Source organism: Candidatus Woesearchaeota archaeon (assembly GCA_016187565.1).
Classification (GTDB): domain Archaea; phylum Nanobdellota; class Nanobdellia; order Woesearchaeales; family JACPJR01; genus JACPJR01.
In genome coordinates this window covers 50,767-69,725 of record JACPJR010000010.1, presented here as the reverse complement: position 1 = coordinate 69,725, position 18,959 = coordinate 50,767, and the positions used below count along the sequence as shown (strand labels likewise).

The following is an 18,959-nucleotide window of genomic DNA, read 5'->3' as shown; positions in this document are numbered from 1 at the left end:
GCTTAGCAACAACACGCCAGTCAAAGGTTGAACTGCTATTTTCTCTATTTGTCTCTTAAAACATTTTCATTTGAACCTAATTCTTTCAAAATAAAAAGAGTAAAAGAGGTCTATTCACCATTACTTGTATTCCAGACCGGAAAAAATTGAAGAGCATCTGCGAGAACATAACCATTGGCAAAGTCATTCAGAATAACCCCTTGCAGACTCGCAGCATTAAAATCATACACCCCAAGAGAAATCCATGCACTCCCTGGTGCAGATTGATCAACCTCAATCCGGGGACTAGTTCCTTGACGGTGGTAGACTCTATAAGGAGCGTTCGTAGCCATGTCTGGTGAATAGCGGTGACCGAACCTCCAGACAAATACTGCATAGCTCCTTGGAGCAAGAAGGTTATCAACACGCCATCCAACACTTCCACTCCCATTACCAGGAAGCTTATACCTACTCTGCCCATTGTAGGCATCCGTGAGATTAACAGGCCACCAATTTCCTGAAAGTACTAAAAATCCAGGATCACTATCATCGATGATGGTAAAGGAAGGTTCACGAGGGAACCAGTCAATACCCTGACCTGGACCAGATATTTGATAAAACATAGGGTATCCAGGGTTTCGTGCAAAATCTGACCAGTAATTACCATCAGTGCTCAAATTCCATTGATTAAAGCGTGAAGCTACCTCTTCATAGGCGTTTATCCTATTATGTAAAAAATAGTTTTCGAAAAAAAGATTACCCCTTGAACCATCTTCCAGAGAAACACCAGAACGATTATTTCCTAGAATATTATTTTCAAAGAGTGTATTAAAACTAGCATTTGTAAAGACAATACCGTTATCATTATTACTCATACTGTTGCGAGAGATGGTATTGTTTAACCCATGTAAGGTTATACCACTGTCCTTATTATGCATAATCTGATTCTTGGTTATCGTATTGTTATTTGATAATTCAGCGAAAAAAAGACCATGGCTATTATTCTCTAGAGAATTCGTCAAAATAGTGTTGTTATCACCGTAAAGATTAATGCCAGGATACTTATTATTACTCACCTTGTTTCCTAGAACCTGGTTACGAAAACCCAAAGAAATGTCAATTCCATACCCGTTCCCATCAAGAGTATTATTACCCAGAACATTATCACTGCTCGCGCCAAGAAAAATACCCTTTGGATTACGCTGTGAGAGCATTTCCGTAATAAGATTGTTACCGCCACCATGCACTGAAATCCCAGATCCAACATCAAGAATACCATTATCAAGAATCACACCACGTTTAAGAGTATTAGAAAAGCTGTCAAAAAGGGTTATTCCTTCTCTATTTTCGGAAGAGTTAAGTGAAATAAGAGAAGTATTATCGATGTATCGCAAGATAACCCCGTTATTTTGAAGCAATGCAGAACCAACAACAGTAACATTAGTTAACAGAGAGTTGTCTGCATTACAGAGAATTAATCCTGAAAAGATTTCATTATTTAAGACAACGGTTTCATTAAAGTAGACAAAAGGCCTGTTGCCAGAACCCGTATTATTCAAGATTTGATTATTACATTCAGAGATTCTCTCCTGGGCAAGAGCAATATCCCATTGTTTGTTTTCCTGTACGGTATTGTCCACCAACTCGACAGGGAAACTCTGTTCAACATACACTCCCCGATAATCATTTCCGTTAAGGATATTCCGGATAACACGATTATTTCTTGAGTTGCTTCGTAATGAGATACCATCAACAGCATTGTCATTCGCCATGCTAGAGATGAACGTATTCCCTGAGCTTTCCCAGATGTACATACCAAACCAATGGTGAGAACTGGTAATTCCATCAAAGATGGCATTATCAGTAAAGTAGACCATGAATCCGTTATTTTTCAGCGAGTCTGAACCTACGACAGTAATATTAGTTAAGGTAGAGTTATCGGCATCACAGAGAATTACCTGAGAGAATCTCTCATTCTGAGCATGGGATCCGGTATTGAAATACACAAGGGGATGACCTCCAGAACCAATATTATTCTCAATTTCTTGAGCACAATCCTCCACCGTTGTTATGCTAAGAGACAAGTCACTCCCCCCATACTTTCCATTTTCTTGAAGCGTATTGTTACGTATGTCTGTACGCTGTGAATGGGAAAATAAAGAAATACCATTCCCACCGTTGTTAGTCACGGTATTCATAAGAAGCATACTATTCGTACTTGAAACAAGATTGATACCAGAACCTCCATTATTACTAACGTTGTTTGCTTGTAAAAAATTTCCAAAACCTGAAGAGAGGTAAATACCAGCATCACTGGCTACAGAGACATAATTACTTTCAAGAAGGTTATAAGAGCTTGAGAACAGCACAAGACCCTGATAAAACTCGGTAATATAGCAATTTTTGATGGTAACCCCTGTTTTGGTCTGAAGAGAAATTCCGAAGTGATCATTATTTCCATAAGGTTGCCCATCAACGCGATGACCCTTGCAATCAAGGGTGATATTATCTGCTCCGATGATAATCCCACGTTCAGGGCAGTTCATCAAATCTTCAGTTAAAACTGTATCTTCATAAATCGTATCGCCACAACCCAATGCTACCGCAAAAGATGCTGCGAAAAGAGCATACATAACTAACAATAATAAGAAACCACCACGCATGACAAAAGCACGACTGTTCACCGTACCACCCCCTAAGAAAAATGGAGGATGGGGAAGTTAATAAAGATTTCGAGTAAACAGGTCTAGCAATTTCCAATACAGATGTCTCCATCTGACAGAATATTTCCACTAAGTTTAATGTTTCCTGTTACTTCCAGTCTCTCTGAAGGGTTAACGTTCCCAAGGCCAAGGTTTCCTCCTTCCAAAACAAGTGCATCATCGCTTGCTAAACGGAGTCTGGCATCATAATCTACAGCTCCATCATTTGCAAAATCAAGGTACGAGCTTCCTCCATCAGAGCTTCTCAGTTCTGCACCATGGTTACCAGATCCCTCAACAGAAAGCCCTGAAAAAATAACACTTCCAGCTACCTGAAGTCTTGCACCGGGAGATGTAGTTCCAAGACCAATATTTCCATTCCCATCTTCATACAGGACAGAATCACCAACAATAGTATTGCTCGTAAACTTCGTAAGATAACGGGGAGTACCACTTCCTTCAATTCCTCCACCGGGTCCATTTGAAGGCCAAACCGTTCGACAATCATCAGCTATACATAAGCCTGATCTTCCCTTCACATAGCCCTCAACATCAAGCCGTTGAGTAGGAGAGATAGTACCAATGCCTACATTACCATCATTTTTAACTTTCATCCAGATAGCACTTCCATCAGACTGCCTAAAGGTAAATCCTCCGTGGGGATTTGCCCATGCGGTGTTATAGAATGAGAGATCCTTTCCACCATTTCCATTATCTTCGGAAACAACTCTCCTCCATCCATCTCCCAATTCAAAGCTATCACTTTCTCTAATACGAATATTTCCCTCTACATGTAATTTTGCTTGAGGATCCGATGTGCCAATACCAACCTTTCCTGATGCAACATCGATAGTAACTCGATCTTGATTATTATGTGCAGCATCACGAAATCGCCATGCACCGCTACCCCAAAAATTAGAAAATACTTGCCCACCATTAATACCATCTGGACAAATGCTATGTGCATCATTGTCCCCAAGACAATTCCTGTAAGTAATATTTCCATTGACGTCAAGTTGAGTTGACGGAGAAGATGTACCGATCCCTACATTACCACCAGAAGTTACTCTGATAACTTCAGTGCCAGACACAGAAGGATCAGATTCGTTCCAGAAGCCATTTACTCGAACAGTAACATCGCCGTAATCGGTCACTAAACTGGTTAAATCTCCAACCCCGATCCATCCAGTTCTTTTGCCAGAGTTTGTTGCTGCAAGCATGGTTGGATTGCCATTTTGGTCAGCAACATGAACTTTCTGAACGCCTCCACTATGATAGTCCCCTCGTGAACCTGCAAGAATAGTTCCGGCTGCTGATAACTTTGCCTGAGGACTTAAACTTCCAACACCAATATTTCCATCAGGAGTAATAAAAAATCTTCCCATACCTCCAGCATTTTCATCTTCAATCACAAACTTACCTTCACCAGCAGGACTTCCATCTGAAGAGGAAAGAATATTCCATCTTCTTCCATTCTTACCACTATTGCTAAGAATGATGTTGGTTTCAGAATCCGTATCATGTATTTCTACGTTACCCTGTGGCGCTGTTGTTCCAATGCCTACGCTGCCGGTTTCAGTAATACGAACTTGCTCAACCAACTGTTGCCCATTGGCTGTCCAGAAACGAATATTACCTCTTTGGGCATTTGTTTCGCTTGCATGCGCAGAAATTCTTGCAAATTGAGCGTTTTGTCCAAGAACTTGCCCTTCAAAATCAACACCGCCAAGGAACGTTGAGGTCAAAACATCAGAACCGCTTTGACGCAAATTAAGTTCTCCACCAGCGGAATATACTCGCTCAACAGATAACGCTGCATCCTCTCCTCGTACGTGGAGCTTATCTTCAGGAATCAACGTTCCAATGCCCACGTTACCAGAATTAGTATTATGAATATCATCACCTGTCGAAACCCATAATACACCTTTCTCTAAAACTTCAGCTCTTTGTGGAGATGTTCCATTTAAAGCAAAAGCATCAGATGCAAAAAGAACTACTGCAACAAAAAGCAAACTACAAGTAAAGTGTAGAGTTTTCGATTTCATAAGATCACCTCAAGTTAATACAATTTTCCTCCATTTTTTATCAGAACGCCACTTCCCTGTTTGACCAAAAGGAAATGGTTTAGAAAGTCAATATTTAAGGCAGCTATCGGACTGATGGTTAAGACTGCGTTGTTCTGTACAATCACATTACTCGGTACAGTTGCAAATCCTTCAAAAGTACAACTTTCTGTCACAACCCAATCTCCAGAAAAAGGTGGAATACAATCCGGTAAAACTGCTACAGAGAATGCAACAGTTGATGCTCCTTCAATACTTGGACCACGAAAATCATAGGTATGTCCTTGTTCTAACGCGTAGGGTTCCCCAATCCGAACACACACATCAGGCATATCCCAAATATGGTTCTGATCATCGATATGTATTTCAATAAACGTATAAAAATCCTGCTCAGTTCCACAACGCCACTTAAACCGCGTTGGACTTCCCGAATAGCCTCCTCCGGTAAAGACAACGTTTCCGTTAAAAGAGTTATACTCTCTTGTCAAAATCTGACACTTCATAGCTTCATCTTCGCATGTTGTTATTCCATGGACTTCATGAGAAATATCTTGTTTGACACTTTCTCTCCAATTCGCAGCCGTTGTATCTGTAGTATTGAGCGTTTTTCTATTATCGGTTGGTTGAGGCTGCCCCTCGGGAACGCCTAAACGAGTTCCAAAATAATCAAGATCAGGATTAGACCAGTAATTAATTCTCGTGCACGTAACCCCTTGATCCATACATTTATTATCGTAGGCCATAATTGTCCGCCACCGTTGAGTTACATTAACATGACCATGGTTATAGGGAAATGGTGCATTATCTGCTGGATCAATATACCAGTCATGTCGTGCAGAGAAAAGATGTCCCAATTCATGGCCAAAGGAATAATCTCCTGTAGCGCATGAATCCTTAACCACAGCAAATGCATTGTTCCTAAAAGCCAACGAAACTGGATCCATAATGCCAAAAGCTCTTCCACATGCGTCAAGTTGATTTACAATCAAAATAACTGCATCTGTTCCATAAATATCCCGTAAGGTATGAGCCTCATCAAGCTGGCCATCGCCGGGATCTTGAAGACGACGAACATCAGCTTCTGCATTTCCTGTTTCCGTGTATTCCAATTCAGATTTATAAACCACTTTTATTCGCTGATCGATGTTACTGTTACGATACCCATCATTGGTTTCTTGTTCTGCAATATCAATTAACTGGTGAATTTGTGGCGTCCCTCCTGCAGCTCTTTTTGCATCATCAGAATAAACAACGAGTACATCAATAACTGAACCGTCGTCATCCTGAATATCTGAAGGATCTTCAGATGCTTTCTCATCTCCATTCTCCAATGGCTCTGCCTCAGAAGGAAATGCCGACTGATTAATTTCATATACCACATGGACGCCATTCCCCAAAGGACGAATCTGAAAGAAAAGGTTATCTATAATGACATTTCCTGTTGCAAACTCATCAGAAACTGCTAAAATAACCCGACTGTAATTATGACCCTCTATATGACCTTTCCATAAGAATCCACCCGAATCTGATACTGTTGTTTCTTCCAACGTTGCCGTGAAGGTAGCATCTTCAAAGAGGTTTAATATAAGTTCGTCTGCCGCTGTGGAAGCGTTCGGCAATAATGCAAAATCGATAGCAACTAATCTGTTTCGTATATGAAGTGTATCGTTCTCAGGCAGAAGGTTTCCTTCTGGGACCGTTGGTTCAAGCAAGGGAATAACCTCTCCCCCATAAGCACTAACAATAGGAACCCAAAAAAACAGTATGCACAAAAAGAGCGACATTAGGAGTTTGTTTTTCATAACCATCCGTCGCGTTGAAGTAGTCTTATATAAATATTTTATTGATAAAAATATTCTCTTTTGAATTTTCCATCAACCACAACGCTTAAATGGAACAGAAACACCCAAGAGAAGGCATACCGAAGGCATACCATGAAACAGGTGCATCTTATCATTACAGGGAGAGTACAAGGAGTTTCTTTCCGTTATAGCACCAAACAGAAAGCACAAGATCTGGGAATAACCGGTTGGGTACGAAATATTCCCAACAATGCAGTAGAGGTAGTTGCTGAAGGTTATGAGGAAACCCTGCAACAGTTTATTGTATGGTGTCACAAAGGGTCATTGCTCGCAAACGTAACAAGCGTTAAGGTTACGGAAAAGCAGTATACAGGAAAGTTTACGAGCTTTGATATTAGGTATTTATGAAGCTAAATAAACCTTTTAACATTGGCTTATAGCAGAATTCTTTTGATCTTAGTGACATCGGAAAAATCCGCTACTAAAACAGCTAATTTCTTACTTTCGGGATAATTCCCTACAGAACAACAGAGGGTTTTTCCTATCCTTTCCTGAAACTGACTAGAGATATCAACGGTTTCGTGGATATGACCATGAAGCGTGAGCAAAGGGCAGGTGTTTTCAATAAATAAACGGAGTGCAATACTGCCAACATGAACATCACGAGAAATCTGGTCAAGGGCTGTGCCAAAGGGTGGAGTATGGATGATGTAGATTGTTGTTGATGGATGCTCAAGAAAGAGACTTGACTGAAGATCTCGTTGGATAGAATCAGTGGCTGCCATCGAGGGAAGAAATTGGAAGGATTGCCATCCCTGAGGTGTACTTTTATAGCCCGAAAGACGAGCATGAGCTGTACGAACTGTATGTGCATGGATAAATTGCTCAGGAACATCGGTGAGATCAAATTTTTCCCAATCCTTTATGCCAAAGGGAGTAAGAGGCACACACGAATAACCAATAAGATTAAGCCCTGAAAAAACAGAACGATGGTTATGTAAGAGAACAAAACGTTCTTTTGGATACTGCTCACATACGTCCAGATGACATTGACAATCATCATTCCCCAAAAGGTAGAACACCTTTCCCTGAGGGACTACCTCAAAATAAGGGATAAAGAGTTGAGAAAAGACCTCTTGAAAGAAGTGATGCTGTTGGGCAATAAAATCCCCACTTCCTGCTTTAGACCCTAAATCTCCCCCAAGGATAATACAGGATGCCCGGATTTCTTGAGCGTACTGTACCAATGTTTGGTATTGGTTGCTATTGCCGTGTAAGTCGGCAGTATACACGAACCGTGTCATCAGAAGAAAAAAGACTTGTTGCTATATAAAACATATCGTTTCTTTCCTCTGGACTTCAAAAACTGTCCAAATTTCTCTTTGATTTTACAAAAACATAAATATCACCTCCCCTCCTCACGGTATAGGGGAGGCAGAAGTAAAAAAAGATGGTGCTTGAGCAGTATTTCCTGAATCCACAAGGATTATATGCACTTCTCATCCTTGTCCCCTTTATTATTCTCTATTTAATCAGACCAAAGCCCAGAAAAAAGGTTATTCCATCATTGATGTTTCTTGTTAAAGGAGATAAAAACTTCAAAAATAATGCCTTTTTTCAAACCTTTTTGTTTGATCTGCTGTTTTTTTTACAACTTCTTGCCTTACTGATCCTTGCACTTGCCATTGCCCGACCATATTTCTGGGGAAGCGAAGAGATCTCGACAAAGAATGTCATCTTGGTTATTGATGGGTCTGCATCAATGCAAACAGACCAGAACGGAAAAACACGTTTTGCAAGTGCCATTGACTTTGCCAAAGACCATCTTGGAGAACAGAATGCCGTTATCCTTGCAACGGTATTACCCAGCTTAAAGGGGGAGGAAAAAGGACGTCAAGAAACAAAGCTTATCCTTAATAGTTTAGCACCAACTGATGCACCAGGAGATGTCAGTGATGCCATGCTCTTTGCAGGAGGATTGCTCAAAGAGAACACTGAAGTTATTGTACTTAGTGATTTTAAATCCAAGGGAGATGAAGTGGAAATTGCACGTAAAACCCTTGAAGCGCAAGGTGCTGCGGTTAGCCTTATCGATGTTTCTGAACCAACAATGAATGTTGGCATTGTCGAGGTAAAAGCAGCTGAGGATACGACAACTGTTTATATCAAAAATTATAATACCCGAGAAGAAAATGTCACTGTTTCTATCAATGGCAAGGTCGAAGGAGTACCTATTAAACCAAAATTTGTTGAGCCTTATACCTTTGTCACACCACCGAATACAACAACCATAAGCCTTCTGGGAAGGGATAGTTTTTCGTTGGATAACACCTTCTATCTAAGCGCGCCAGAGCAAAATCAAATCCGTATATTGATGATCACCAATCAACCACGAAATCATCTGTACTATGCATTATCATCGGTTCCAAAGGTAAATATAACCATCATCGAACCACCTGCCACTATTAAGGATATTGACCACGATATTATTGTCGTGAAAGGTATTGACAGAACATTGACCCTACCCAGTACCTTTATGGCGATAGAAGATGCTGTCCAACAAGGGTCATCGCTGATTATTGCTGCCCAGGATGACCTTTTCTTACTAGGCATTACTGATCTGCTTCCCTTAAGCTTTACCGAAAAAGGCAACAATCGCACCTATCTGAAAAAAAGCACTGATGTTCCCTTTACTGAAGATATTGAGTTTGGGTTTGTTGAAGAATACCTTAAAGGCAATGAAAAGCAGGGAGTAGTAAGCATAGTAACTACCGAGAATAATAATCCCATCATTACAACCCAAAGCTATGGTAGCGGCAAGATCCTCTACTATGGTATCATGGATAACCATGCTGATTTTAAACTAACGCCGAGCTATCCACTGTTTTGGTATAACGCTGTCCAATTTCTGAGTAATCGTGTTGAGGTTCAAAGCTTAAATCACCACACCGGAGAGATCATTACTTTTGAAACCGAAACAGAGATAAAAACTCCAACAGATACGCGTAAAGAATCACGTCTTGTTTTGGATGAATCAGGTATCTATGAGTACAATGACCGAATAATAAGTGCTAACCTTGTCAACCTGGAAGAATCTGACGTGAGTGCAGTAAGTACGATAAACACGGTACGTTCTGAAGGATACGATCTTCTCAAATCCCAAAAAGAGGATGAAAAAGAATTAGATCTGTGGTTTATTTTTGCGGGCATTGTTTTCATTCTCCTTGAGCTCATCTACATCAAACTACGAGGCGATTGCTGATGATCAGTTTTCTTTATCCCAAAATTCTTCTGTTGATTATTCCTGCACTCTTAATTCTCTTTGTTATCCTCGTCTATGATTTTGTAAAGATACGGGAAACAGACCTTGAGAATTACAAAAAGCTCGTCCGAAGAAGAAAAGCTGATAAAATGTTTATCGGTATTTTACGGGGATTAACGATTATTTCATTGGGAATTGCACTCGCAACGCCCTTTACCGAACAAGAGAAAGAAATAGAAGGTGATCCGACCATTACCCTCCTTACTGATAACTCGTCATCTTATAGCCTGTATCAAACAGCCTCTGTTGACGAGCTTAAAGACCAGATTGAGCAACAACTGCCCGTAAGAACAGGAACTATTGGCCATGACACGATTTCTGATATCGGTGATGGAATCCTTCAATACCTTGGAAGAGACAGCAACCTCCTGGTGGTAAGCGACGGACAAAACAACTATGGCACAACATTATCAGAAATTGCTCTATTTGCACGAAACATCAACGCAACCATCAATATCCTTAAGATCGAACCCGAAAAAAAGGATTTTGCAGTAACGATTGAAGGTCCATCAAAGACTGTTGCAGATATTGATAATGGTTTTGCAGTTGTTATTAAAAGCGCAAAAGAAGAAGAAGTTTCAACAGCAATACTCTTGACCCTTAATCTCGATAATGAAACCATTCTGGATCAAGAAGTTAGTATGGGTGAGGGGGTTACTGAATTGCGCATTCCCGTTACCAAAGCCTTGAGTTTAGGTACTCATCAAATGACTGCCCGTATACGGGTAGATGATACACTTTCCCGTAATGATCTGTTCTCTAAGAGCATTACCGTCGTAGAGAAACCAAAAATACTGTACATCACTGACAAAGAAACAAAATTAAATGATTTCATCACCGTGCTTTATGACGTAACCAAAAAACCATTCTTCCCCCAAGATAAGGAAGAACTCAACCAATATTACGCGGTAATAGTAGAAGACATACGAGCTGAACGTATCCAGAATATGACCTTACTCAGGGAATACCTTGATAATGGAAACGGATTAGTGGTCATCGGAGGTCAGAATTCCTTTGATCTTGGTGATTATAAAAACTCTGAATTTGAAAGCTTTTTGCCCGTCTATGTGGGAACCGGAGAAAAACAACGATCAACAGCCAATATTGTCATTGCTATTGATATCTCGGGGAGTGGTAAGGGCAATCTTGAAAGTGGCTCCGGAACCGCAAAGGGAGACGTCCAGAAGGCCCTAGCGCTTTCTGTTCTCGACAGTATTAATGTCAATAACAAAGTAGGCGTAGTTGCTTTTAATCTCCAGGCCTATGAAGTAGCTCCTATCCAAACCTTGTGGAGCAACAAGGCAGTACTTCAAGATCGTATTCCACGACTCATTAACGAGGGGCAAACACTGATTTATGCAGGACTACAAATGGCATACGATATGCTGCTTGAAACAAAAGGGGATAAAAACATTATTCTTATCTCAGATGGTATGGATCCCTATTTCCATTTTACTGCTGACTTCATGAAAGAAGCATGCAAGGGTTCAATAAAGATTTATACGGTCGGTGTTGGAGAAGACACTGAGGTAAACGTTATGAAACGTATCGCAGAACAGTGTAATGGTGTTTATTTTCAGGCAGATGCCAACAACAAAATAAAGATTCTCTTTGGCGAAAGCGATGATGAAAGTTTAGAGACAGAGTACACACTTGCGATTTTGAATGCCAACCATTTCATTACCCAAGGAGCATCAATCGATGCCACGGTTGCTGGATATAACGATGTTGTTCCGAAATCAAATGCGCTTTCCTTAATTACCTTACAAACTGGAGAGCCCGGACTAACCGTCTGGAGGTATGGTTTAGGAAGAGTAGCTACAATAACTGCGTTTGGCGAAGAAGATCCGCTCGGCTACCTGCTTACCCAAAAGAACTCAAGGGTCATGGCAAAGACCATTAACTGGGCAATAGGGGATCCAGAACGAAATAAAGAAACCTATGTCCAGGTAAGTGATACACGAGTAAATACACCAACAACTATCGTCGTCAAGGCAGAGAAGTTTCCTGAAGCAGAAGGATTTACCTTTTACAAATCTGATGAGGATATCTATGTCAGTACCGTAACGCCAACAACGAAAGGCTTCCATGAGGTTCTTGGTAAGGTATATGCGGTAAATTATGAACGTGAATTCGAGGCATTGGGGAATAACCCTGACGTAGAGAATCTTGCGCTCATGACGGGAGGAAAAATATTTAAATCTCCTCAGGCGGATCTTATCGTAGAGCACGCCAAGGCTCGTTCAAAGCGTATGAAGGTTCAAAAAGTCCTGTACCGTTGGCACTTTGTCGGGCTTGCATCAGCTCTTTTTTTGCTTGAAGTAAGTATTCGAAGAATACGAACCTATCACCGAGGTTAATATGGGAGAACGATTAATTCAACAAAACGTGAATACGGTATTGCTCTTTGTCCTGTTATTGATTATTGGAGGTATTGCTCTGCAGACCATCCATTTCCAAACAAAACTTGCTGAAATGGCTGGGCAAGTTGAGGAAAAGTCCCTAGCCTACAATAACGTGAGCGAGGAGTTAGTAGTTTATAAAGACAAGTATAATCAGACCCTTGCCTCACTTCAAACGTCACTGAAGGATTTAGGGTACTATGACAAGCTCTATGTCAATAAAAGTTCAGAGCTAGAAACAACCAAAGAAGGATTAATGGTTGAGATTAGCACGCTTAATGCAGACATTGAACAGAAAAAGAAAGAACTGAACGACTCAAGTGTCGTGCTTCGTCAAACAAATGATGCCTTGATAAGCGCCCAGGAAAGCAATAAACTGCTGCAAGACAATATCACAACAATAACGACTTCCCTCAACGATTTACAAGGCCTATATGATGAGCTCAAAAAAGATTTTGATGCCCTTGATGAAAATTGTAATCAATAGAGAATTAGTGTCGATGTGAGTGCTATAAAAGTACAAAAGAGTTGAAGCAGAGAATGGAAGGCGCAGGAATCCTGAGAGTTTTTCGGGAATTGAAAGGAGAAATCCTGAAGATGTTCTTCATAGAAGTATTTCTCAACGCAGTACTGTTTTTCCTCATGACGTACCTTCTCTTTTCCATGCTTCGTATTCCCATTTTTTTGGTTGGTGTAGCATTGATTCTTTTCTTTATTGCGAATACGATCTACAGCCTGAAAAGAATACGTTTAACACTCGTGGAGGAAAAATATCCCTCGCTGCGTGAAATGTTACGGACCTCTGCAGATAATATCAATCAACAAACATTCATGGCACGAGCCTTGCATTACGATGTTGCACTCAAAGTACGAGCGGTAAAGACTTCCTCATTCATGAGTATTAACCGAATGCTTGTGAAGATCTTTGCAATATTTCTCGTCTCTTTTTTTGTCATCTACGCTTCCTCAGTTAATATTCGCGTACCTGCATGGCAAAGAACCCTTGATTTTAATATAAAAGACCTCTTCCCATGGCAAAGTGGACCTACAAAACCACCGCTTGTGCCCATTTACCTCAATGACAGTGCGAAAACAAGTGAGGAATATACGCAGATCTATGGGGATGCGTCATTTGCATTGCTGGGAGATGAGGAATTAGTTATTGAGATTCAATCATTACAGGATGACATTAGTTTTGATCAGGTTCAAGATGAAGATGCAAACGCATTGAAGAACGACTATCCTGAAGATGTTTTTATTGCAGCACAAGAGGCATACCAGGAGAATATTCCACGAGAACAACAGGAACTCGTGAAGAGTTACTTTACGTTGCTCAGGGATGCAGAGGATCAGACAACCGGATGATAAGGTGAGAATCATGAAAGAACTAGATCGTATTAAGAATCTTGAAAAGTTGGGTGAAACCTTTAGTGATGTCAAGGAAGAAATAAAGAAGGTTATCGTTGGCCAGGACGAAGCAATTGAGCAGATTTTTGTAACCCTGCTCTGCGGAGGAAATGCGCTTTTGGAGAGCTATCCCGGACTTGGAAAAACACTAACGATCCGAACGCTTGCAGAGGTTCTCAATCTTAAATTCAGCAGAATCCAGCATACTCCTGATTTGATGCCCTCCGATATCATCGGGACGTATGTTATCGATGAACAGAATGGAAAAAAAGTATTTAACTTCCATAAAGGACCTATCTTTGCAAACATTGTGCTTGCTGATGAAGTCAATAGGGCAACACCGAAAACACAATCTGCGCTATTAGAGGCAATGCAGGAAAAGCAAGTAACTGTAGGAAATCAAACCCTGAAATTAGACGAGCCTTTCTTTGTCTTAGCGACGCAAAACCCCATTGAGCAAGAGGGAAGTCTAGCATTGGATCAACCCGTGTTCATCAATGGAATACTCCAAACTGGTGAAACTCTCCTTGCATTGGCAAAGGACAATCAGCTTCTGGAAGATAAAGACGGAAGAAAACTCTATGCGGTTAATGGATGGACCTTTGCGTTAAACGCTCAGGGAAAGCTTGAGAAAAAGTCTTGCTATCTGTATACGCTTCCGTATCAGGGCGAGATGATAACCATTTCCAGTGCTACAGGAAGAAGTATTACGGTTACAAAAAATCATCCGTTTCTTGTTAATGACCGAGGGGAAATTCTCTGGAAAAAAGCTGAAGAGCTCACTAAACAGGATTACTTGGTAAGCCCTGCACGAATTCCCGAAATAGATGAAATCGTTCCTCCAAGCCATGAGGAAATGATAGGTCGCATCAAGCACCTGCCAGTAACACAGATGCCGTTTGATAAAGATTTTGCGTTCTGGATTGCATTTGTTTTATCGGATGGATATGTCGGGGAAAAATGCGTGGAGGTATGCCAAAAGAACTATCCTGACGCACTGCAACGCTTTGTTTCTATCTCTCAAGGGTATGGCCTAAAGGTGCATCTCTCAGAGAGAAGAGGTTGTTCCTATGCCCGTATTTATTCAAAGCCTTTAGTTGAATATCTTCAGGCACGTTTTGGCGTAGAATCCATGAAAAATAAGCATATCCCTTCATGGTTCATTGCATGGCCAAAAGAGCTCCTGGCAGAATTTGTCAAAACCTTTGTCTCGCTTGAATCATCAATTGGAGAGAATAAGATTCATTTTACCCAAAAAAAGAAGGAAGATGTAAACGTTCTTTCCTATATGCTCTTGCGTTTGGGTATACTCTCCTGGGTGCACCATGATGGGCGAATCTATCGTCTGAAGATTCAGGGAAAATACTTTGCTCACTACCTAAGGAATGTTGGGTGGATCGATGACGCTAAGATTGCTTCTTTTGATCTCACCAAGAAAGCAAGATCGAGTTTTCGTGTCGTTCCAGTAAAACGAGAGTGTGTTTTGAGGCTCGTTGCATTGCTCGGCATGAATAGCTTTCATACACTTCCAGAAAGGAAAAGGTTCGTTGCACGTTCTTGGTATGGAAGCTATAAGGGTATTAAAGAAGGAGAAATCGTGATGAGTGTGGACTCGCTTCAGCAGATGGTTGGAGATATACGAAATGAACTTACCCAAAGAGCCAATCCCCGTTTTGCTGAGCTTCTTCATACAAATCCAAGAAGGTTTGCTGCTTCTATTGGCCTGCCTCTGACAAAAATATCAACTGAGTTGGCGATCTCAAAAAACCACATTTGGAACCTCTATACGACGGGCAAGAGCAAGCATGCTCAGCAGATTCTGAGTACCTTAGAAAGAACCTCTGCGAATCACCTTGCGGAAGCAAACGGTCTTCTCTCCTATTTTGAGCATCTATTGAGTGAAGATGTTCTCTATGAAAAAGTTAAATCAATAACCTATGTCCCCTCTACGGGGGTTGCTTTCGGCTTAACCGTCCCCGAACATCAAAATTACCTTGCGGGATATGGTGCATGCGGGATTAACCATAATACCTACCCCTTACCTGAAGCACAAAGTGATCGTTTTCTCCTAAAGATTAAACTAGGATATCCTCCTGAGAAAGATGAAGAAGAAATCGTAAAGCGTTATGCCTCTGCACAGGAACTACCAGAACTCAAGGTTAAGCTCTCTGCGCAATCAATTTTACTGCTGCAAAAATTAACCCGTCAAGTGCCAATAGCAGAGGACATCCAGAAAAAGGCCATTGGATTGATTGTTGCCACCAGAAATATGAAAGAACTTATCGAGTATGGTGCCTCGCCAAGAGCTACTATTGGCTTGGTATTAGCGGCAAAAGCCCATGCTCTGGTTAACGGAAGAAAATATGTCAGTGCAAAGGATCTCGAGTACATGGCCTACCCTATTCTCCGGCATAGGATTATTCTTAACTTTGAGGCAGAGCGAAAGGGTATGTCAGTCGATGATGTCATTAAACATGTCATTGAAAAACATCTCTGATGCTCCAAAGATACCACCAAACATGAAATAAGGTTCATCTATCCCTATGATTGATACAACGTTCCTTCGACAATTGGATAAGTTCAATTTGATTATCAGAAAGAGGATTACCTCTAATTACAGCGGTTCACGGGCATCAACAAGCTTTGGTCAGGGATTAACTTTCAAAGATTACAAAGATTATGTTAAGGGAGATGACTTCCGAAAAATTGATTGGAAGCTCTACGCCAGAACAGATAAGTTCTACATTAAGCATTACGAAGAAGAACGTAACCTAACCGTCCATATCCTCCTCGACCGAAGCGCAAGCATGGATTTTGGTGCAGGAATAACCAAGTTTGATTATGCTGCTATGATTGGTGTAGGATTTGCTTATATGGCAATGAAGAACAACGAACGGTTTCGTCTGGCAACCTTTGCAGAAGAACTCACCATGTTTAAATCCGGAAGAGGGTCTCACCATCTTCTGTCTATCCTTGACTATCTCAACAAATTAAAAATAGAGGGAAAATCAAAGCTTGAAGATAACCTTGTTCCCTATGGAAGCGGCATCAGATCAAAGTCTCTTCTGATCCTTCTTTCTGATTTTTTGTTTGATGTTGATGAATTAAAAGACTCTCTGGCTGCACTCCGAAAGAATGAACTCATTGTTGTTCAGGTGCTCGATCCGAGTGAAATCGATTTCCAACTTGAAGGCGATGTCATGCTTTACGATTCAGAAACAAAAAACGTGTTGCGAACGTACTTTAGCAGACGCATGAAAGAGATGTACAAGTATCGCTTTAAAGAGCATGTTTTCCAAATTCAAGATATGTGTGACAAAATGGGTATTACCTTCATGCCCGTAACTACCGACGCCCCTATCTTCGATACCTTCTATAAGATCTTACAGTAAATGTTATTAAAGTAACCGGAAAAAGAACTCCTTTTCTATAATAGATTAATTATATCTTCACCGGATGACGTGCACCACAGGCCATGCATTGGAGATACGAAACCTTCCCTTCCTTGACAATTTTCGTATCTGGCTTACCACAATCACGGCAGATGACAAATTCCTGAGCATACTTTCTGATTTTTTCGTTAATAACACTCGCACTTACCTTTCTTCCGACAAAAACAGCTCCTTTTCTCTGTTCGCCAGGCGTAGCTAACTCGCGGAGAATGTATTTCAGGATATGTGCGCTATCTCGATTGAGGACACCAACGATCTGACTAAAGTTACTGATGATGGTTTTATTCCCCTGAATATGTCCCCTGATTTTGGGAATTTCAAAACGTTCTGCAATCTTTACTGATTCAGGCATACGGCTATGGGCCCGTTCAAGGAGTTGTTCGTAATCCATATATCCTCGCGGTAATTGTTCTTATTCTACGAGTAAGGATTAGCGCTGTCTTTTTAAATCTATAGCTTTTTAATAAGTTCTTCACGAAGGCGTTGAAGATCTGCATCGATCCATAACTCAGAACCAACCCGATGAGTGATCTTTCCAGCATTCGCAACCGTAACCGGAGAAGTTTGCCTCATTTGAGGAGAGGTAATAGTAATCGCTCCTGCTTCTTTCCGTAATTTTGCTCGATAACCAACAAGAAGTAGGCCGCCGAGAAAAAGAACGATAAAGATAATAGTGAGGACAAAACGAAATGAAGAAAGACTTTCAGAAATTTGCTCGCCAACAACAAAACCCGTAAGTCTCGGCTCAAGAAGGAAAGGAAGACCAACCAAAAGCAGGATAAGAACCCCGTACTGGAGCGGGAGATATTTCTGCAATCGATACTGTTCTTCAAGATAGCGGAGTTTTTCTTCTATGGCATGAAGCTGTTCATAGGATTCTTTGAGGGTTGCATGAAGAATAACCTTCTGCTCAGTGGGATGGTGACTTGGTCTCACCTGCTTCTGTTTCAGTCTATCGATATGGTTCAATAACGCAAGCCGTTGTGCTTCTAAGAGAGAAATCTTTTCCAGAAGCTCGTCATCATTACGGGCTGTTACCATGGTGGTCAAGACATATCAAAAAATCAAAGAATTTAAATCTTTGTATCTCGCTGTTTTTTCATGCTATCCCTTAAATATCCGAAATCTCCTTTTGCTTTCAAAAAAGGTAGAATTTTATTCCGTAATACCGGAGAAAGTACAGTCTCGTCGTCGTTGATGCCAAACCAACGTAACTCTTGAATTTCACTCTGGGTTGTCGGTTCTCCTTCAATATCCCCAGAATAAACCGTTATGCTAATGATGGTATTTGGCTCGTTTGCTGCACGATCTTCAAACGTGCCAAGGAGCTTAAGTGAAGACCGAAGGACTTCACAACCATGCTCTTCTGCAATTTCCCTCACCAGACAATCAAGAGCAGATTCTCCATGTTCTGGCTTGCCGCCGGGAAGCAGAAACCATTTGGTACCATACTTTCTATTAATCAAAAAAGAATGATCACGAAAGGTTACCAGACCATACTTAACAATACGGTGCATATCATGCATACACCAAGAAAAATGGAGGGGTTTATATGTGTATGGTGGAATGTGGATATTGGTGAATGTTTACGTCCTTCTTTTGTACCGTTTAGCTAAGTTTTTGTTGAGCTCTGCGCCAAGGCGTAGTGCATCTGCTTCTGTCAGAGTACTGTCTTCCTTGAATTTCTTCAAGAATTCAAGATCTTTAACACGCTGCATAAACGCTTGCCTTGCTATTTCTGACCAATTCATCTCCGGGAATGTATCCATCTTGCTCTTTAATTCAGATGGAACTGCTAAAGTCATGGTTGTCATGTTCATAACTCGGGAT

15 protein-coding genes are annotated in these 18,959 nt (G+C 40.9%); 7 read left to right on the top strand and 8 right to left on the bottom strand.

The genetic code is table 11. From position 1 onward, the window contains the following. Positions 1–110: 110 nt before the first annotated feature. From HYW21_03020 to HYW21_03010, 3 genes are all read right to left on the bottom strand, one after another. A complete protein-coding gene (locus tag HYW21_03020; GenBank protein ID MBI2548297.1) occupies positions 111–2,663 on the bottom strand; it encodes a right-handed parallel beta-helix repeat-containing protein in 2,553 nt (850 codons plus the stop codon). Between the two features lie 62 nt (positions 2,664–2,725). Then, complete coding sequence (locus HYW21_03015) at positions 2,726–4,726, bottom strand: hypothetical protein (protein ID MBI2548296.1); 2,001 nt, start codon at positions 4,724–4,726, stop codon at positions 2,726–2,728. 14 nt (positions 4,727–4,740) lie between these two features. Further along, entirely contained in the window at positions 4,741–6,546 is a 1,806-nt protein-coding gene (locus HYW21_03010; GenBank protein MBI2548295.1) for a hypothetical protein, read from the bottom strand. A 132-nt stretch (positions 6,547–6,678) separates the two neighbouring features. Between HYW21_03010 and HYW21_03005 the strand changes: the two genes are divergently transcribed. Then, positions 6,679–6,954, top strand: coding sequence for an acylphosphatase (locus HYW21_03005; protein MBI2548294.1), 276 nt, complete (start codon positions 6,679–6,681; stop codon positions 6,952–6,954). A gap of 26 nt (positions 6,955–6,980) precedes the next feature. Here HYW21_03005 and HYW21_03000 read toward each other — a convergent pair whose 3' ends face one another. Then, the gene (locus HYW21_03000; GenBank protein MBI2548293.1) at positions 6,981–7,850 is read right to left on the bottom strand and encodes a hypothetical protein; all 870 of its coding nucleotides are present in this window, start codon (positions 7,848–7,850) and stop codon (positions 6,981–6,983) included. Between the two features lie 146 nt (positions 7,851–7,996). On the opposite strand from HYW21_03000, the gene HYW21_02995 reads away from it, so the two are divergent. Genes HYW21_02995 through HYW21_02970 form a run of 6 tightly spaced genes read left to right on the top strand, consistent with a single transcriptional unit; the run spans position 7,997 to position 17,069 of the window. Further along, on the top strand, positions 7,997–9,808 hold the full coding sequence (locus HYW21_02995; protein ID MBI2548292.1) for a BatA domain-containing protein: 1,812 nt from the start codon (positions 7,997–7,999) through the stop codon (positions 9,806–9,808). Further along, complete coding sequence (locus HYW21_02990) at positions 9,808–12,228, top strand: VWA domain-containing protein (GenBank protein MBI2548291.1); 2,421 nt, start codon at positions 9,808–9,810, stop codon at positions 12,226–12,228. Before HYW21_02995 ends, HYW21_02990 begins: the two co-directional genes overlap by 1 nt. A gap of 1 nt (position 12,229) precedes the next feature. Further along, positions 12,230–12,757 carry a hypothetical protein gene (locus HYW21_02985; GenBank protein ID MBI2548290.1) on the top strand — a complete coding sequence of 176 codons (528 nt, stop codon included), beginning with the start codon at positions 12,230–12,232 and terminating at the stop codon, positions 12,755–12,757. A 53-nt stretch (positions 12,758–12,810) separates the two neighbouring features. Further along, positions 12,811–13,635, top strand: a complete 825-nt coding sequence (locus HYW21_02980) for a hypothetical protein (GenBank protein MBI2548289.1) — start codon at positions 12,811–12,813, stop codon at positions 13,633–13,635. Positions 13,636–13,648: 13 nt separating this feature from the next. Continuing rightward, positions 13,649–16,174 (top strand): AAA family ATPase, encoded by a 2,526-nt coding sequence (locus HYW21_02975; protein MBI2548288.1) that lies wholly within the window; start codon positions 13,649–13,651, stop codon positions 16,172–16,174. 46 nt (positions 16,175–16,220) lie between these two features. Next, positions 16,221–17,069 carry a DUF58 domain-containing protein gene (locus HYW21_02970; GenBank protein ID MBI2548287.1) on the top strand — a complete coding sequence of 283 codons (849 nt, stop codon included), beginning with the start codon at positions 16,221–16,223 and terminating at the stop codon, positions 17,067–17,069. 49 nt (positions 17,070–17,118) lie between these two features. Here HYW21_02970 and HYW21_02965 read toward each other — a convergent pair whose 3' ends face one another. Genes HYW21_02965 through HYW21_02950 form a run of 4 tightly spaced genes read right to left on the bottom strand, consistent with a single transcriptional unit; the run spans position 17,119 to position 18,898 of the window. Then, on the bottom strand, positions 17,119–17,520 hold the full coding sequence (locus tag HYW21_02965; GenBank protein MBI2548286.1) for a translation initiation factor IF-2 subunit beta: 402 nt from the start codon (positions 17,518–17,520) through the stop codon (positions 17,119–17,121). Positions 17,521–17,579: 59 nt separating this feature from the next. Next, positions 17,580–18,170 carry a hypothetical protein gene (locus HYW21_02960; protein ID MBI2548285.1) on the bottom strand — a complete coding sequence of 197 codons (591 nt, stop codon included), beginning with the start codon at positions 18,168–18,170 and terminating at the stop codon, positions 17,580–17,582. A 32-nt stretch (positions 18,171–18,202) separates the two neighbouring features. Continuing rightward, positions 18,203–18,655 carry an NUDIX domain-containing protein gene (locus HYW21_02955; protein MBI2548284.1) on the bottom strand — a complete coding sequence of 151 codons (453 nt, stop codon included), beginning with the start codon at positions 18,653–18,655 and terminating at the stop codon, positions 18,203–18,205. A 60-nt stretch (positions 18,656–18,715) separates the two neighbouring features. Further along, entirely contained in the window at positions 18,716–18,898 is a 183-nt protein-coding gene (locus HYW21_02950; GenBank protein MBI2548283.1) for a hypothetical protein, read from the bottom strand. Positions 18,899–18,959 lie beyond the last annotated feature (61 nt).